14 protein-coding genes are annotated in these 16,462 nt (G+C 59.3%); 11 read left to right on the forward strand and 3 right to left on the reverse strand.

The window, feature by feature from the left end; translation table 11 throughout:
• Nucleotides 1–205: 205 nt before the first annotated feature.
• Nucleotides 206–973 carry an FCD domain-containing protein gene (locus J3P76_RS03885; RefSeq protein WP_420765594.1) on the forward strand — a complete coding sequence of 256 codons (768 nt, stop codon included), beginning with the start codon at nucleotides 206–208 and terminating at the stop codon, nucleotides 971–973.
• A 117-nt stretch (nucleotides 974–1,090) separates the two neighbouring features.
• On the opposite strand, the gene smpB is transcribed toward J3P76_RS03885, so the two are convergent.
• Nucleotides 1,091–1,573: an SsrA-binding protein SmpB gene (smpB, locus tag J3P76_RS03890; RefSeq protein WP_030139770.1), complete on the reverse strand. Its 483-nt coding sequence runs from the start codon at nucleotides 1,571–1,573 to the stop codon at nucleotides 1,091–1,093.
• A gap of 118 nt (nucleotides 1,574–1,691) precedes the next feature.
• Between smpB and J3P76_RS03895 the strand changes: the two genes are divergently transcribed.
• Genes J3P76_RS03895 through J3P76_RS03905 form a run of 3 tightly spaced genes read left to right on the forward strand, consistent with a single transcriptional unit; the run spans nucleotide 1,692 to nucleotide 3,842 of the window.
• The gene (locus J3P76_RS03895) at nucleotides 1,692–3,095 is read left to right on the forward strand and encodes a sodium-dependent transporter (protein WP_434627872.1); all 1,404 of its coding nucleotides are present in this window, start codon (nucleotides 1,692–1,694) and stop codon (nucleotides 3,093–3,095) included.
• 7 nt (nucleotides 3,096–3,102) lie between these two features.
• Complete coding sequence (locus tag J3P76_RS03900; RefSeq protein WP_420765592.1) at nucleotides 3,103–3,546, forward strand: type II toxin-antitoxin system RatA family toxin; 444 nt, start codon at nucleotides 3,103–3,105, stop codon at nucleotides 3,544–3,546.
• Complete coding sequence (locus tag J3P76_RS03905) at nucleotides 3,543–3,842, forward strand: RnfH family protein (protein WP_434675848.1); 300 nt, start codon at nucleotides 3,543–3,545, stop codon at nucleotides 3,840–3,842. The genes J3P76_RS03900 and J3P76_RS03905 overlap by 4 nt, the downstream gene beginning before the upstream one ends.
• 62 nt (nucleotides 3,843–3,904) lie before the next feature.
• Here J3P76_RS03905 and bamE read toward each other — a convergent pair whose 3' ends face one another.
• Nucleotides 3,905–4,432, reverse strand: a complete 528-nt coding sequence (gene bamE / locus J3P76_RS03910; RefSeq protein WP_039592330.1) for an outer membrane protein assembly factor BamE — start codon at nucleotides 4,430–4,432, stop codon at nucleotides 3,905–3,907.
• A gap of 97 nt (nucleotides 4,433–4,529) precedes the next feature.
• On the opposite strand from bamE, the gene fur reads away from it, so the two are divergent.
• Nucleotides 4,530–4,934, forward strand: a complete 405-nt coding sequence (fur, locus tag J3P76_RS03915) for a ferric iron uptake transcriptional regulator (RefSeq protein WP_420765589.1) — start codon at nucleotides 4,530–4,532, stop codon at nucleotides 4,932–4,934.
• Between the two features lie 77 nt (nucleotides 4,935–5,011).
• Here fur and recN read toward each other — a convergent pair whose 3' ends face one another.
• Nucleotides 5,012–6,685, reverse strand: a complete 1,674-nt coding sequence (gene recN / locus J3P76_RS03920) for a DNA repair protein RecN (RefSeq protein WP_434701573.1) — start codon at nucleotides 6,683–6,685, stop codon at nucleotides 5,012–5,014.
• A gap of 241 nt (nucleotides 6,686–6,926) precedes the next feature.
• Here recN and grpE point away from each other — a divergent pair, with 241 nt between their 5' ends.
• The 6 genes from grpE to carB all read left to right on the forward strand — a co-directional run bounded on the left by grpE (nucleotide 6,927) and on the right by carB (nucleotide 16,461).
• On the forward strand, nucleotides 6,927–7,493 hold the full coding sequence (gene grpE, locus J3P76_RS03925) for a nucleotide exchange factor GrpE (RefSeq protein WP_039592327.1): 567 nt from the start codon (nucleotides 6,927–6,929) through the stop codon (nucleotides 7,491–7,493).
• Between the two features lie 101 nt (nucleotides 7,494–7,594).
• Nucleotides 7,595–9,511, forward strand: coding sequence for a molecular chaperone DnaK (gene dnaK, locus J3P76_RS03930; RefSeq protein WP_434701574.1), 1,917 nt, complete (start codon nucleotides 7,595–7,597; stop codon nucleotides 9,509–9,511).
• A 290-nt stretch (nucleotides 9,512–9,801) separates the two neighbouring features.
• Nucleotides 9,802–10,926, forward strand: a complete 1,125-nt coding sequence (dnaJ, locus tag J3P76_RS03935; RefSeq protein WP_420765586.1) for a molecular chaperone DnaJ — start codon at nucleotides 9,802–9,804, stop codon at nucleotides 10,924–10,926.
• A 9-nt stretch (nucleotides 10,927–10,935) separates the two neighbouring features.
• Nucleotides 10,936–11,742, forward strand: a complete 807-nt coding sequence (dapB, locus tag J3P76_RS03940; protein ID WP_420765585.1) for a 4-hydroxy-tetrahydrodipicolinate reductase — start codon at nucleotides 10,936–10,938, stop codon at nucleotides 11,740–11,742.
• Nucleotides 11,743–11,997: 255 nt separating this feature from the next.
• A complete protein-coding gene (carA, locus tag J3P76_RS03945; protein ID WP_420765584.1) occupies nucleotides 11,998–13,134 on the forward strand; it encodes a glutamine-hydrolyzing carbamoyl-phosphate synthase small subunit in 1,137 nt (378 codons plus the stop codon).
• 105 nt (nucleotides 13,135–13,239) lie between these two features.
• On the forward strand, nucleotides 13,240–16,461 hold the full coding sequence (gene carB, locus J3P76_RS03950; protein ID WP_434701576.1) for a carbamoyl-phosphate synthase large subunit: 3,222 nt from the start codon (nucleotides 13,240–13,242) through the stop codon (nucleotides 16,459–16,461).
• Nucleotide 16,462: the final 1 nt, after the last annotated feature.

Raw genomic sequence — 16,462 nt, forward strand, 5'->3', positions numbered from 1 at the left:
TAATACCAATTTACAAGCGCTGTCGGCTAGGGTAAAAGCCTTGGTTGTCATGTGTCAATTTGTCGCCCGGAAACTTTCGTCGCATAACACCCAGCCGATGGCATCCGCCCCGTCGGCATCCGTGGTTTTTGATAGGTGTGGAAGGGGCTCGGATGGGCCAGAATAGAGAGCCCGGCGAGCTGTCGGGTCCGTGGAGAGTCGAGTTATGGGGTTTGATCAGATTCGTCAGCGCCGTTTGTCTGACGATATTGTCGAGCGGCTTGAAGGCATGATCCTTGAGGGCACGTTGAAATCCGGCGAGCGGTTGCCGGCCGAGCGGACCCTGGCCGAGCAGTTCGGCGTGTCACGTCCTTCGTTGCGTGAAGCGATCCAGAAACTGACGGCCAAGGGCTTGCTGATCAGTCGCCAGGGCGGCGGCAACTATGTTGTGGAGTCGCTGGGCTCGACGTTCAGTGATCCGCTGCTGCACCTCTTGGAAAGCAACCCCGAAGCGCAGCGCGACCTCCTTGAGTTCCGGCATACCCTGGAAGCGTCCTGCGCTTATTACGCAGCACTTCGGGCCACGGAGGTCGATCGGGAGCGGCTGACGACAGCCTTTGAAGCGTTGCAGGATTGTTATTCGCGCCACGAGGACGTGAGCCGGGCAGAGGAGGGCGCGGCAGATGCGCGTTTTCACCTGGCGATCGCCGAGGCCAGCCATAACGCTGTCTTACTGCATACGATCCGAGGATTGTTCGACCTGCTCAAGCGCAATGTGGTGACCAATATCGGCGGCATGTACAAGCAGCGCAGCGAGACGCGCGACATGCTGATCAGCCAGCATCGGGAGCTTTATCAAGCCATCATGGACGGGCACGCCGAGTTGGCGCGGGAAGTGTCCAGCCGACACATCTTGTACGTGCAGGAAGTCTTGGAAGAGGTGCGTCAGGAAGTGCAGCGGGTGGCGCGAGCGGAGCGGCGCAAGGGCATCTGATCGTACTTGCGGACCCTGTGGGAGCGAGCTTGCTCGCGATGGCGACCTGTCTGGCACATCAATTTTGGATGGGGCGACGTCATCGCGAGCAAGCTCGCTCCCACAGGGTGATTCCCGCTAGTCTTCCTTGCCCTTGTTGCGCACCGCACGTTGCAATTCGCGACCGGCATCGCGCTCGCGTTCGGTATCACGCTTGTCGTATTCCTTCTTGCCCTTGCCCAGCGCGATCTCGCACTTGATCAAGTGCTTGCTCCAGTACAGCGATGTACAGACGCAGGCATAACCCTTCTGCTGCACGGAAGCGAAGAGCTTCTCCAGCTCGCGCTTGTTGAGCAGCAGCTTGCGCGAGCGCACAGGGTCGGCGATGACGTGGGTGCTGGCGGTGGTCAGCGGCGTGATATGACTGCCCAGCAGCCATGCTTCGCCGTCCTTGAGCAAGACATAACTGTCGACCAGTTGCGCCTTGCCGGCACGCAAGCTCTTTACTTCCCAACCGGCCAGGACCATGCCAGCCTCGAAACGTTGTTCGATGAAGTAATCGTGTCGCGCCTTTTTGTTTTGCGCGATGGTCCCTGTGGGGTGTTTCTTCTGTTTAGCCATAGGGGCGGCATTATAGGCAGTTGCGTGCGTGTCGGCTACGGTGAACCTGTGTGCTTGAGCAGGTTGCATGAATCCCGGACAATGCGGCCTCTTTTTTGAACGCTTGGGCGTGATCACGATGTCGACAGACAAGGTTTCTGTCCACGGCAGTTGGGCTAGCCGCTGGGTCTTCATATTCGCCGCGACCGGTTCGGCCGTCGGGCTGGGTAGTATCTGGAAGTTTCCGTACATGGTCGGTGTCTATGGCGGCGGCGCCTTCGTGCTGATGTTCCTGGCGTGCATCGCGCTGATCGGTGCGCCGGTGATGTTGGCTGAGACGCTTATCGGTCGTCGCGCCCGGCAAAGTCCGGCCAATGCCCTGAAAGTGCTGGCGGTGGAGGCGGGGCATTCGTCGAAGTGGTCCTGGGGCGCATTCGCCGGGATGATCACGGCGCTGCTGATCCTGTCGTTCTATAGCGTGGTCGGTGGCTGGTCGCTGGACTACATCATCGACATGGGGCGCGGCGACTTCCAGAACGCAACGCCCGATCAGGTTGGCGCCTACTTTGGGAGCGTGATCGCCGATCCCTGGAGGCTGACGCTCTGGCACACGCTGTTCATGGTGCTTTCCGCCGTCGTGATTGCCCGTGGTGTCGTCGCGGGCCTTGAGCGCAGCCTGCGAATCATGATGCCGCTGCTGTTCGTGATGATCCTGGTGCTGCTGGGCTACAGCATGACCACGGGGCACTTCATGGAGGGCGTGCATTTCATGTTCGATTTCCAGCCAGAAAAAGTCATGGATGGACTGTTGCCGGCCATGGGGCACGCTTTTTTCTCTCTGAGCGTGGGGGTCGGTTCGATCATGATCTACGGCGCCTACATGCCCAAGAGCGCCTCTCTCACCAAGACAGTTGTCGGCGTTGCGCTGCTGGACACCTTCGTGTCGTTGTTGGCTGGGGTGGCATTGTTTCCCATTGTGTTCGCTGCTGGCCTGAACCCTAGCGAGGGGCCGGGGCTGATGTTCGTCAGCCTGCCATTTGCCTTCGGCAGCATGGCGTTCGGCCAAGTGATGGGCGTGGTGTTTTTTGTCCTGGTGGCAATCGCCGCCTGGAGTTCGGCCATTTCCTTGCTCGAGCCGATGGTGGCTTATCTGGTTGAGCGGACTCGCCTCAGTCGTGCCTGGGTGACTTTCTGGCTGGCTTTCACTTGCTGGTTCGTGGGGCTGGGTACGGTTTTTTCCTTCAATATATGGAAGCAGGCAAAGTTTTTCGTGAACGAAGGCGACCTGTTCCACCTCTATCAGTGGGGAGCAACCGGAGGGCTGGATTTCTTCGGTGTGATTGATTTCTTCACGTCGCGGATCATGTTGCCCTTGGGCGGTTTGTGTTTCGTGGTGTTTGCAGGGTGGATCATGGGGCGTGAAGCCGTGCGCGATGAGCTGTCGCTACGCAGTCCTGTATTGTTCGCCTTGAGTCTGTTCTTGATGCGCTATGTGGCGCCCATTGGCATTCTTGTAGTGTTTGCCACCCAGCTGTGGAAGTGACGCTTACATGACGACACATATTCAACGCTCGGCCCTCCTGCCCTATCCGGCCCAGGCGCTGTACGACTTGGTCAACGACGTGGCGAGTTACCCGCAATTCCTGCCCTGGTGCTCGTCCGCCGAGGTGCTCGAAAGCTCCGAAACCCATATGCGCGCGAGCCTCAATGTCGCCAAGGGCGGGTTGAGCCAGCACTTCGTCACTCGTAACACCTTGGTGCCGGGCCAGTCCATCGAGATGAACCTTGAGGAAGGGCCTTTCAATCAGCTCCATGGCGTCTGGGTGTTCAAGGCGCTGGGTGAGAAAGCCTGCAAGATCAGCCTGGACCTGTCGTTCGATTACGCCGGGCCGCTGGTGCGGGCGACGTTAGGCCCGTTGTTCAATCAGGCGGCCAACACCCTGGTCGACGCTTTTTGCCAGCGTGCCAAGCAGAATGCCGAGCTCAAGCGTTGATTGAGATAGAAGTGGTGTATGCCGGTGTCGATCGTCAGGTATTGCGACGATTCGCCGTCAAGGAAGGGACGTCCGTTCGTGCTGCCCTGATGGCGTCGGGTATCGCTGCGGATTTTCCGGAGCTAGATCTGACGACGAGTCCGATCGGGATTTTTGGTCGGGTGGTTGCTGATCCGGACCGGCAGCTGGTGCAGCCAGCCGACCGGCTTGAGATTTACCGGCCATTGTTGGCTGATCCCAAGGAAATTCGTCGCCTGCGGGCGGCCAAGGCAGCCCAGGCTCGTCGAACTGAGTAAAAAACTGGCTTGTATTGCAGGCAATAAAAAACCCGGCATGCCGGGTTTTTTATTGTCGCGATTTATTGCGGCGAGGTGTCCAGAGGTTCTGGCGTCGGGACAGGTACGGTCTCGACGTTGTCCACGTCCTTCTGGATCTGATCCAGCAGCGAACCTGGCTTGGCCGGTTTTTCCGGTTTCGGCTGTTCGGTGTTCTGGGTCGGGTCGGTGACCGTGGTGCCGCTATCCTTGCCCATGATGGCCTCGTCGCGGCTCACGCCGGGCATGAAATCTCCCGACAAGCTGACGAGTTGATCATTGGCATTGAAAATAACGCTGATGCGTTCCTGCTGCCGCTCGCCGCCGCCTGGCTGCAAGCTGTACAGGTAATCCCAGCGATCGGCATGAAACGTGTCGGTCAACAGAGGGTTGCCCATGATAAACCGTACTTGCCGGCGGGTCATTCCCGGGCGTAACTGGTCTATCATGTCCTGTGTGACGACATTGCCCTGCTGGATGTCGATTTTGTAAACCCCGGGGAATGAACAACCGGCGAGTGCGAGCAGTCCCACGAAGGTGAAACTGGTTAGCAAGAGCTTGGTGTTTTGCATCGGTGGGCGACTTCCACTATCTTGGCTGGGACAACGTAAACACCGATCATACCCGCATTAAGAGAAGCTGCGAAGCAGCATCGCGAGAAAGCTGACCATGGTTGAAAATAGCGAACTACGCAAAGCCGGCCTCAAAGTGACCCTGCCAAGGGTCAAGATTCTGCAAATGCTCGACTCTGCCGAGCAGCGCCACATGAGTGCCGAAGACGTCTATAAGGCGCTCATGGAAGCTGGCGAGGATGTCGGTCTGGCCACGGTCTACCGTGTCCTGACTCAATTCGAAGCTGCCGGGCTGGTCGCTCGTCATAACTTCGATGGCGGTCATGCTGTCTTTGAATTGGCTGACGGGGAGCACCATGACCATATGGTGGATGTTGAGACCCGTGAAGTCATCGAATTCATCAGTCCTGAAATCGAGCAACTGCAAAAGGCTATTGCTGAGGAGTATGGCTTCGAGCTGATCGATCACCATCTCGTCCTGCATGTGCGCAAGCGCAAATAAGCTTGTGACGTGGGCTCAGGCCCTCAGAACAAAAGAAGGCGACCCTCGGGTCGCCTTCTTTCTTTCAACGGCCTTTGTCAGGTTTTTGCCGCAACCACCATTTTTTTAGCGTGGGCCAAGGATTCCTTGGTCAGGTCTATTCCTCCGAGCATCCGAGCGACTTCTTCCACGCGTTCATTTTTGTTGAGTTTGGACACTGCTGTACGAGTGGCGTCTTCGTCTCGCACCTTGTGGACAAATAGATGTTGGTGTCCCTGGGCGGCAACCTGGGGCAGGTGAGTGACCGTCAGGACCTGTCCACGCTCGCCCAATCTGCGCAGCAACTGGCCGACAATTTCCGCCGTAGGGCCGCCAATGCCGACATCCACCTCGTCGAACACCAGCGTTGGCACCCGCGATGTCTGCGCTGTGATCACCTGGATGGCCAGACTGATACGCGACAGCTCGCCGCCGGAAGCCACTTTTGCCAATGCCTTAAGGGGTTGCCCGGGGTTGGCGCTGACCAGCAGTTCCACTTGCTCCAGCCCGTTAGGCTGAAGATCATCACCGCCGTTAGGGTGCAGTTCGATGGTGAATCGGCCCCCTGGCATGCCCAGGCGCTGGATCTCCTGTTCTACCGCGCTCGCCAAGCCCGTCGCGGCTTGTCGGCGCAATTCGCTGAGCTCCTTGGCCTTTTCCTGATAATGGCGCGCAAAGGAGGCCAGTTCATCCCCGAGCCGCTCGATGGATTCATCATTGGCGTTCAGGCTTTCCAGTTCCTCCAGCAGCCGTTGCTGCAGTTCGACGACATCGGTTGGCTGGACGCGATGCTTGCGGGCCAGCGTATAGATAGTGTCCAGGCGCTCTTCCAGAAACTGGAGGCGTGCCGGGTCGGCATCGAAATGATCAAGGAAACGGTTCAACTCCCCGACGGCTTCTTCGACCTGGATCTGGGCGCTGGTCAGCAGGTTGCTCGCTTCGCCCAGGGCTCCCACGGCATTGCTGACGCTGGAAAGTCGGTTGATGCTTGCGGTCAGCGCACTGAGCACATTGCCGGAATCACTTTCGCTGCATTGCTCGACCACTTGCCGACAGACACCGAGGAGTGCCTCGGCATTGGTCAGGTTCTTGTGCTCCTGCTCAAGTTCCTCCAGCTCGTTTTCGCCCAGGGCCAGGTTTTCCAGCTCTTCAAGCTGGTAGCTCAACAGTTGGTGGCGGGCCCGTTGTTCATCGCCTGAGTTGGAAAGTCGATCCAGTTCCTGCCGGGTCTGTCGCCAGCGTTGGGCGGCCAATTGAACCTGGCGGGCCAGGTCGGTGGCACCCGCGTACTCGTCGAGCAAGCGACGATGTGTGTCGGTCTTGAGCAGCGATTGGTGTTCATGCTGGCTGTGAATATCGATCAGCAGTTCGCCGAGTGCCTTGAGGTCGCCGAGGGGGCAAGGGGTGCCGTTGATATAGCCTCGGGAGCGGCCCTCGGCGGTGATGACCCGGCGCAGGATGCACAGCCCATCGGTGTCCAGGTCGCGCTCGGCCAGCCAGGCGCTGGCTTCGGAGATGTCGACGAGGTCGAATGTCGCCAGGATGTCGGCCTTTTCCGCACCGGGACGTACCACGCCGCTATCAGCGCGGTCGCCAAGTGTCAGTCCCAGGGCGTCGAGCATGATCGATTTGCCGGCACCGGTTTCACCGGTAATCACGCTCATGCCTCGATCGAGTTCGAGGTCGAGATGTTCGACGATGGCGTAGTTGTGTACGGACAGGTGCACCAGCATAAGGCCGCTCCCAGGCATTAGGTCTGGTTATTTATACAGTGTTTTGTTTCGCGCTGACAATGCCTGTGCTTAGCTCGATTTGCTTGGACCAGCAGATTCCTTAGTGCTGCGAGGAATGATTATGCTGCTGCCTTTTGTAGGGTTAATTCGTCAGATGGCCCTTGAAGCTGGAAAACCCGGCCCCATATACCGGGGCAGAAGCGCGAGTCGAGCTCGCGGACGAAATTGAAAGGAGAAATCTATGGCTGACGAACAGACGCAGGACACCCAAAATCTAGACGCCAATCAGGCTCCCCAAGATTCGGGTGAAGACCTGGCGGCACGTGTACAAGTGCTCGAAGAGCAACTGGCCGGTGCGCAGGATCAGGCGTTGCGTGTAGCAGCCGATCTGCAGAACGTCCGCCGTCGTGCCGAGCAGGATGTGGAAAAGGCTCATAAATTCGCCTTGGAACGTTTTGCTGGCGACCTGCTGCCGATCATCGACAGCCTGGAGCGGGGTCTGGAGCTGTCCAACCCGGACGACGAGAACATCCGTCCAATGCGTGAAGGCATCGAGCTGACCCTGAAGATGTTCCAGGACACGCTCAAGCGTTACCAGCTTGAAGCGATCGATCCTCACGGTGAACCCTTCAACGCCGAGCACCATCAGGCCATGGCGATGCAGGAAAGTGCAGACGTCGAGCCAAACAGCGTGCTGAAAGTGTTCCAGAAGGGCTATCTGCTCAACGGTCGCCTGCTGCGCCCGGCCATGGTTGTGGTCAGCAAGGCGCCAGCGCCGGTTTCGCCTTCTATTGATGAGCAGGCTTGAAATCGGGCGAAACGGCCCCATTAAGAAGTCAAGCGTTTAAGTGCTACCGCAGTTAACCACCAATGCTGCGGCAACAAAATCCAAGTTCCGGGAGAGTCAAGATGGGCAAAATTATCGGTATCGACCTGGGGACCACCAACTCGTGCGTCTCCGTGCTGGAAAACGGCAAGGCCAAGGTTATTGAAAACGCTGAAGGCGCGCGCACCACGCCGTCGATCATCGCGTACGCCAACGATGGCGAAATCCTGGTGGGTCAGTCCGCCAAGCGCCAGGCTGTGACCAATCCGCATAACACCCTGTACGCGGTGAAGCGTCTGATCGGTCGCAAGTTCGACGAAGAAGTCGTTCAGAAAGACATCAAGATGGTGCCTTACAAGATCGCCAAGGCTGGCAACGGCGACGCCTGGGTTGAAGTGAACGGCCAGAAAATGGCGCCGCCACAGATCTCGGCTGAAATCCTGAAGAAGATGAAGAAAACCGCCGAAGATTACCTCGGCGAAGCAGTGACTGAGGCTGTTATCACTGTCCCTGCTTACTTCAACGACAGCCAGCGTCAGGCGACCAAAGACGCCGGCCGCATCGCGGGCCTGGACGTAAAACGCATCATCAACGAACCCACCGCGGCCGCTCTGGCCTACGGCATGGACAAGGCCAAGGGCGATCACACCGTGATCGTTTACGACCTGGGTGGCGGTACCTTCGACGTTTCCGTGATCGAGATCGCTGAAGTCGACGGCGAGCACCAGTTCGAAGTGCTGGCGACCAACGGCGACACGTTCCTCGGTGGTGAAGACTTCGACATCCGCCTGATCGACTACCTCGTCGATGAGTTCAAGAAAGAAAGCGGCATGAACCTCAAGGGTGACCCGCTGGCCATGCAGCGCCTCAAAGAAGCCGCTGAAAAAGCCAAGATCGAACTGTCCTCGAGCCAGTCGACCGACGTGAACCTGCCGTACATCACCGCAGACGCCACCGGTCCGAAGCACCTGAACGTGAAGATTTCCCGCGCCAAGCTCGAAGCGCTGGTTGAAGACCTGGTTCAGCGCACCATCGAGCCTTGCCGCATTGCGATGAAAGACGCCGGTATCGACGTGGGTTCGATCAACGACGTGATCCTGGTCGGCGGCCAGACCCGTATGCCGCTGGTGCAGAAGCTGGTAACCGATTTCTTCGGTAAAGAAGCTCGTAAGGATGTGAACCCTGACGAAGCCGTTGCCATGGGTGCCGCCATCCAGGGCGCCGTTCTGGCTGGTGACGTGAAAGACGTTCTGCTGCTCGACGTCAGCCCGCTGACCCTGGGTATCGAAACCATGGGCGGCGTGATGACTGCGCTGATCGAGAAAAACACCACGATTCCTACCAAGAAATCCCAGGTGTTCTCGACTGCCGATGACAACCAGAGCGCCGTGACCATCCACGTGCTGCAAGGCGAGCGCAAGCAAGCCGCCCAGAACAAGTCGTTGGGCAAGTTCGACCTGGCCGAGATTCCACCGGCTCCACGTGGCGTGCCACAGATCGAAGTGACCTTCGACATCGACGCCAACGGCATCCTGCACGTCGGCGCGAAAGACAAGGCCACCGGCAAGACCCAGTCGATCGTGATCAAGGCCAACTCCGGCCTGTCCGAAGAAGAAATTCAGCAGATGGTTCGCGATGCTGAAGTCAACGCCGAGGAAGACCGCAAGTTCGAAGAGCTGGCAAGCGCGCGTAACCAGGGCGATGCCTTGGTGCACTCGACTCGCAAGATGATCGCCGACGCCGGTGACAAAGTGACCGCCGAAGAAAAAACGGCGATCGAAGCGGCTGTAGTTGCTCTTGAAGCTGCCGTCAAAGGCGACGACAAGGCGGCCATCGAAGCGAAGATCGAAGAGTTGTCGAAAGTCTCCGCGCCAGTGGCTCAGAAGATGTATGCCGAGCAGGCCCAGCCCGCTGAAGGCGCAGCGCCGCAAGGCGAGTCGGCCGAGAAAACCGACGATGTCGTCGACGCTGAGTTCGAAGAAGTGAAAGACAACAAGTAATCGCTTGTTGGTCGGCCGGTTGACTGCTTTTGTGCGGTGGCTGGTAGGATGTCGCCGCGCGGGAGCTTGCTCCCGCGTTGGCGTGTCTGGAGGCAGCGAATTTTTGCAGCATGCGACAAAGCTCGGGTGCTGACGGTGGGTTCGGGAATGCTCCTGCTTTCCGGGCGATATGCACCGAGACCAGGATCGTTGAATCGACGTGAGTTGGGTTCGGGCCTGTATGGAGGCCCAACGAGTTTGGCGAGGTTCAGGAGAGGTTTGCCGAACGTCCTATAAGAGTGCAAAGACTAATGGCAAAACGTGATTTTTACGAAGTATTGGGTGTTGAGCGGGGGGCCAGCGAAGCAGAGCTGAAGAAGGCCTATCGTCGCCTGGCGATGAAACACCACCCGGACCGTAATCCCGGCGACAAGGCTTCGGAAGAGATGTTCAAGGAGGCCAACGAGGCCTATGAAGTCCTGTCCGATTCCAGCAAGCGCGCGGCTTACGACCAGTACGGCCATGCCGGCGTCGACCCTAGCATGGGTGGCGGCGGTGCCGGTTTCGGCGGACAGAACTTCTCCGATATTTTCGGCGATGTGTTCAGTGATTTCTTCGGTGGCGGCCGTGGCGGTGCCCGTGGTGGCGCTCAGCGAGGCAGTGACCTGCGCTACACGCTGGAGCTGAGCCTCGAGGAGGCGGTGCGGGGGACCACGGTCAATATCCGTGTTCCGACGCTGGTCAATTGCAAACCATGCGACGGCTCGGGTGCCAAGAAGGGTTCCTCGCCAGTCACTTGCCCTACCTGTGGCGGTATCGGCCAGGTTCGCATGCAGCAAGGCTTCTTCTCGGTCCAGCAGACCTGTCCGCGCTGCCATGGCCAAGGCAAGATCATTTCCGATCCGTGCGATGCCTGCCATGGCGAAGGGCGTGTCGAAGAGTACAAGACGCTGTCGGTGAAAGTGCCGGCCGGTGTCGACACGGGCGACCGTATCCGCCTGTCCGGCGAAGGCGAGGCAGGTGCCCAGGGTGGTCCGACTGGCGACTTGTATGTGGTCATCAACGTGCGCGAACACGCGATCTTCCAGCGTGACGGCAAGCACTTGTTCTGCGAAGTGCCTATCAGCTTCGTCGATGCGGCGCTGGGTGGCGAGCTGGAAATCCCGACCCTCGATGGTCGCGTCAAGCTGAAGATCCCTGAGGGGACGCAAACAGGCAAGCAATTCCGGATTCGCGGCAAGGGCGTGGCGCCGGTGCGTGGCGGTGGTGCGGGTGACCTGATGTGCCGCGTTGCGGTAGAGACACCGGTCAACCTGAGCCGGCGTCAGCGAGAACTGTTGGAAGAGTTCCGCAGCTCGTTGGCGGATGACAATAGCCACTCCCCTAAAACCACTGGCTGGTTCGAAGGCGTGAAGCGCTTCTTCGGCGACCTGTAAGGAGTGGGCATGCGACGTATTGCTGTGATGGGCGCCGCGGGGCGCATGGGCAAGGCGCTGGTCGAAGCGGTGCAGCAACGCTCGCCGCTTTCGGGCCTGACCGCTGCCATCGTGAGGCCCGACAGTACGCTGGTAGGCGCCGATGCTGGCGAGTTGGCCTCGCTTGGGCGTATCGGCGTGCCAATGTCCGGTGGGCTGGAAAAGGTGCTCGACGAGTTTGACGTCCTGATCGATTTCACCCTTCCGGAAGTGATGCTCAAGAACCTTGCCATCTGCCGCAAGGCTGGCAAGGCCATGGTGATCGGCACGACCGGCCTGGATGCCGCGCAAAAGCAATTGCTGGCCGACGCAGGCAAGGACATCCCGATTGTATTTGCGGCGAACTTCAGCGTCGGCGTGAACCTGTCGCTGAAGTTGCTGGACTTGACTGCTCGAGTGTTGGGCGACGATGCGGATATCGAAATCATCGAGGCACATCACCGGCACAAGATCGATGCGCCTTCGGGCACCGCGTTGCGCATGGGTGAAGTGATTGCCGATGCGCTGGGTCGCGATTTGCAGGAAGTGGCCGTGTACGGGCGCCAGGGGCATACCGGTGCTCGGGACAGAGACACCATCGGTTTCGCGACCGTGCGTGGCGGCGATGTGGTGGGTGATCACACCGTGCTGTTCGCGACTGAGGGCGAGCGTTTGGAAATTACCCACAAGGCATCGAGCCGGATGACCTTCGCCAAGGGCGCTGTGCGTGCCGCGCTTTGGTTGGATGGTCGTGAGCCTGGTTTGTACGACATGCAGGATGTTCTCGACCTGCGTTGATGTCTCTGAAGACGGGGTTCAGGTTATACTGAGCCCCGTTTTACGCCGCTTCGCGACGACCTGTCGCATTCCCCTGCCTTTCAGGCTCATTAGCGGTGGACCAAAAAAGCCTTTTTCTGTAAGCTACAGCTTTAGTGTGTCCACTAAAAGCGCGCAGAATAATTCAGTGAACAAGCGGGGTGACGTGTCCATACGTCACTCCGCTTTTTTACAACCTGCGATCGCCCTTTCAGGCTTTATTTACGGGAGGTCTTCTTGACTAAGCCAGCCATACTCGCCCTTGCTGATGGCAGCATTTTTCGCGGCGAAGCCATTGGAGCCGACGGTCAGACCGTTGGTGAGGTGGTGTTCAACACCGCAATGACCGGCTATCAGGAAATTCTTACCGATCCTTCCTACGCCCAACAAATCGTTACCTTGACCTATCCGCACATCGGCAACACTGGCACCACGCCGGAAGACGCTGAGTCCGATCGTGTCTGGTCCGCTGGCCTGGTCATCCGCGACTTGCCGCTGGTAGCGAGCAACTGGCGTAACACGATGTCCCTCTCCGACTACCTGAAAGCCAACAATGTCGTGGCGATTGCCGGTATCGATACCCGCCGCCTGACCCGCATCCTTCGGGAAAAAGGCGCGCAGAACGGCTGCATCATGGCCGGCGACAACATTTCCGAAGAGGCGGCCATCGCCGCCGCCCAGGGGTTTCCAGGCCTCAAGGGCATGGACCTGGCGAAGGTCGTCAGCACCCAGAAGCAATATGAGTGGCGCTCCTCGGTCTGGGATCTGAAAACCGACAGCCACGCGACGATCGAAGCCTCCGAGCTGCCGTACCACGTGGTCGCGTACGACTACGGCGTCAAGTTGAATATCCTGCGCATGCTGGTCGCACGTGGCTGCCGCGTGACGGTAGTGCCAGCACAAACCCCGGCGGCTGACGTCCTGGCGCTCAAGCCTGATGGCGTGTTCCTGTCCAACGGTCCGGGTGACCCGGAGCCTTGCGACTACGCCATCCAGGCGATCAAGGATGTGCTGGAAACCGAGATTCCGGTATTCGGTATCTGCCTCGGTCACCAATTGCTTGCCCTGGCCTCGGGTGCCAAGACCGTCAAAATGGGTCATGGCCATCATGGTGCAAACCACCCGGTCCAGGACCTGGACACCGGCGTCGTCATGATCACCAGCCAGAACCACGGTTTTGCCGTCGACGAAGCGACCCTGCCGGCCAACGTGCGCGCGATTCACAAGTCGCTGTTCGATGGCACGCTGCAAGGTATCGAGCGTACCGACAAGAGCGCGTTCAGCTTCCAGGGCCACCCAGAAGCGAGCCCGGGCCCGAACGACGTGGCGCCGCTGTTCGATCGCTTCATCAACGAGATGGCCAAGCGACGCTGACCGCGTGAAGCCCGAGGGCGGCCCCGAAAACGGCGGCCCCCTCGGGCGCTTCAAAGATTGTTCGACGGCCTAGCCGACTGACCTGCGGATTTGAGTGACAAACCCATGCCAAAACGTACAGACATAAAAAGCATCCTGATTCTCGGCGCTGGCCCGATCGTGATCGGCCAGGCCTGCGAATTCGACTACTCCGGCGCCCAGGCCTGCAAAGCCCTGCGCGAAGAGGGCTATCGCGTCATCCTGGTGAACTCCAACCCGGCCACCATCATGACCGACCCGGCCATGGCCGACGCCACCTACATCGAACCGATCAAGTGGCAAACCGTTGCCAAGATCATCGAGAAGGAGCGCCCGGACGCTCTGCTGCCTACCATGGGCGGCCAGACCGCGCTGAACTGCGCCCTTGAGCTGGAGCGCGAAGGCGTCCTGGAGAAATTCGGTGTGGAAATGATCGGCGCCAACGCCGACACCATCGACAAGGCCGAGGACCGTTCGCGTTTCGACAAGGCGATGAAATCCATCGGCCTGGACTGTCCGCGCTCGGGTATCGCCCACAGCATGGAAGAAGCCAACGCGGTCCTGGAGCGCCTTGGTTTCCCGTGCATCATCCGTCCGTCCTTCACCATGGGCGGCACCGGTGGTGGCATCGCCTACAACCGCGAAGAATTCGAAGAAATCTGCGCCCGTGGTCTCGATTTGTCGCCGACCAAGGAATTGCTGATCGACGAATCCCTGATCGGTTGGAAAGAATATGAAATGGAAGTTGTCCGTGACAAAAAGGACAACTGCATCATCGTCTGCTCCATCGAGAACTTCGACCCGATGGGTGTGCACACCGGTGACTCGATCACCGTTGCGCCGGCCCAGACCCTGACGGACAAGGAATACCAGATCCTGCGTAACGCCTCCCTGGCGGTATTGCGCGAGATCGGCGTGGAAACCGGCGGCTCCAACGTCCAGTTCGGCATCTGCCCGAACACCGGTCGCATGGTGGTCATCGAGATGAACCCGCGGGTGTCCCGTTCCTCGGCACTGGCCTCCAAGGCCACCGGTTTCCCGATCGCCAAGGTCGCCGCCAAGCTAGCCGTGGGCTACACCCTGGACGAGCTGTCGAACGACATCACCGGCGGCAAGACACCGGCGTCCTTCGAGCCGTCCATCGACTACGTCGTGACCAAGCTGCCACGCTTCGCCTTCGAGAAGTTCGCCAAGGCCGACGCTCGCCTGACCACCCAGATGAAGTCGGTCGGTGAAGTCATGGCCATCGGCCGGACCTTCCAGGATTCCCTGCAGAAAGCCCTTCGCGGCCTGGAAGTGGGTGTTTGCGGCCTCGATCCGAAGCTGGACCTGAGCAACCCGGAAAGCATGAGCGAGCTCAAGCGCGAGCTGACCGTGCCGGGCGCCGAGCGTATCTGGTACGTGGCCGATGCCTTCCGCGCCGGCATGACCGTCGAACAGATTTTCGGCATGAACATGATCGATCCTTGGTTCCTGGTGCAGATCGAAGATCTGATCAAGGAAGAAGAGAAGGTCAAGACCCTGGGCATGTCCAGCATTGACCGCGACACGATGCTGCGCCTCAAACGCAAAGGCTTCTCCGACCAGCGCCTCGCCAAGTTGCTGGGCGTGACCGACAAGAGCCTGCGCGCCCATCGTCACAAGCTGGAGGTTTTCCCGGTCTACAAGCGCGTCGACACCTGCGCCGCTGAGTTCGCCACCGATACCGCCTACCTGTACTCCACGTACGAAGAAGAGTGCGAAGCCGCGCCGTCGAGCCGTGACAAGATCATGATCCTGGGTGGCGGCCCCAACCGGATCGGCCAGGGCATCGAATTCGACTACTGCTGTGTACACGCGGCACTGGCCCTGCGCGACGACGGTTACGAGACCATCATGGTCAACTGCAACCCGGAAACCGTATCCACTGATTACGACACGTCCGATCGTCTGTACTTCGAGCCTGTCACCCTGGAAGACGTGCTGGAAATCGTCCGCGTCGAGAAGCCAAAAGGCGTGATCGTCCAGTACGGCGGCCAGACCCCGCTGAAACTGGCTCGTGCCCTTGAGGCCGCTGGCGTGCCGATCATCGGTACCAGCCCGGATGCCATCGACCGCGCGGAAGACCGCGAGCGCTTCCAGCAGATGGTCGAGCGCCTGAACCTGCGCCAGCCGCCAAACGCCACCGTGCGCAGCGAAGACGAAGCCATTCGCGCCGCCGCGAAGATCGGCTACCCGTTGGTTGTTCGTCCGTCCTATGTATTGGGCGGTCGCGCGATGGAAATCGTCTACCAGGAAGACGAACTCAAGCGTTACCTGCGCGAAGCGGTCCAGGTGTCCAACGACAGCCCGGTATTGCTTGACCACTTCCTCAACTGCGCCATCGAGATGGACGTGGATGCGGTCAGCGACGGCAAGGATGTGGTGATCGGCGCGATCATGCAGCACATCGAACAGGCCGGTGTTCACTCCGGTGACTCCGCTTGCTCGTTGCCACCTTACTCGCTGCCGGCGCACATCCAGGACGAGATGCGCGAACAGGTCAAGAAAATGGCCTTGGAGCTGGGCGTCATCGGCCTGATGAACGTGCAACTGGCCCTGCAGGGCGAAGACATCTATGTCATCGAAGTCAACCCGCGCGCTTCCCGGACCGTGCCGTTCGTTTCCAAGTGCATCGGTGTTTCCCTGGCAATGATCGCTGCACGGGTCATGGCTGGCAAAACCCTGCAAGAGCTGGGCTTTACCAAGGAAATCATCCCGAACTTCTACAGTGTGAAAGAAGCGGTGTTCCCGTTCGCCAAGTTCCCGGGTGTTGACCCGATCCTCGGCCCGGAAATGAAATCCACCGGTGAAGTCATGGGCGTGGGCGATACTTTCGGTGAGGCTTTCGCCAAGGCCCAGATGGGCGCCAGCGAAGTGTTGCCGACGGGTGGCACGGCGTTCATCAGTGTGCGTGATGACGACAAGCCACTGGTTGCAGGCGTGGCCCGTGATCTGATCAACTTGGGCTTCGAAGTGGTCGCCACTGCCGGTACTGCCAAGCTGATCGAAGCAGCAGGCCTGAAAGTGCGCCGCGTGAACAAGGTGACCGAGGGCCGTCCGCACGTGGTCGACATGATCAAAAATGACGAAGTCACGCTGATCATCAACACCACCGAAGGTCGCCAGTCGATCGCTGATTCCTATTCCATCCGTCGCAATGCGCTGCAGCATAAGATCTACTGCACCACGACCATTGCTGCCGGCGAAGCGATCTGCGAAGCGCTCAAGTTCGGCCCTGAGAAGACCGTACGTCGCTTGCAGGATCTACATGCAGGATTGAAGGCATGAG

Origin of the sequence: Pseudomonas sp. D1-36 (genome assembly GCF_051132205.1) — a bacterium.
In the GTDB taxonomy this organism is placed as follows: Bacteria; Pseudomonadota; Gammaproteobacteria; order Pseudomonadales; family Pseudomonadaceae; genus Aquipseudomonas.

Excerpts from the sequence above, each read along its gene's own strand:
- J3P76_RS03885 (WP_420765594.1), top strand. The coding sequence starts at position 206 with ATGGGGTTTGATCAGATTCGTCAGCGCCGTTTGTCTGACGATATTGTC.
- smpB (WP_030139770.1), bottom strand. The coding sequence starts at position 1,573 with ATGGCTAAACAGAAGAAACACCCCACAGGGACCATCGCGCAAAACAAA.
- J3P76_RS03895 (WP_434627872.1), top strand. The coding sequence starts at position 1,692 with ATGTCGACAGACAAGGTTTCTGTCCACGGCAGTTGGGCTAGCCGCTGG.
- J3P76_RS03900 (WP_420765592.1), top strand. The coding sequence starts at position 3,103 with ATGACGACACATATTCAACGCTCGGCCCTCCTGCCCTATCCGGCCCAG.
- bamE (WP_039592330.1), bottom strand. The coding sequence starts at position 4,432 with ATGCAAAACACCAAGCTCTTGCTAACCAGTTTCACCTTCGTGGGACTG.
- fur (WP_420765589.1), top strand. The coding sequence starts at position 4,530 with ATGGTTGAAAATAGCGAACTACGCAAAGCCGGCCTCAAAGTGACCCTG.
- recN (WP_434701573.1), bottom strand. The coding sequence starts at position 6,685 with ATGCTGGTGCACCTGTCCGTACACAACTACGCCATCGTCGAACATCTC.
- grpE (WP_039592327.1), top strand. The coding sequence starts at position 6,927 with ATGGCTGACGAACAGACGCAGGACACCCAAAATCTAGACGCCAATCAG.
- dnaK (WP_434701574.1), top strand. The coding sequence starts at position 7,595 with ATGGGCAAAATTATCGGTATCGACCTGGGGACCACCAACTCGTGCGTC.
- dnaJ (WP_420765586.1), top strand. The coding sequence starts at position 9,802 with ATGGCAAAACGTGATTTTTACGAAGTATTGGGTGTTGAGCGGGGGGCC.
- dapB (WP_420765585.1), top strand. The coding sequence starts at position 10,936 with ATGCGACGTATTGCTGTGATGGGCGCCGCGGGGCGCATGGGCAAGGCG.
- carB (WP_434701576.1), top strand. The coding sequence starts at position 13,240 with ATGCCAAAACGTACAGACATAAAAAGCATCCTGATTCTCGGCGCTGGC.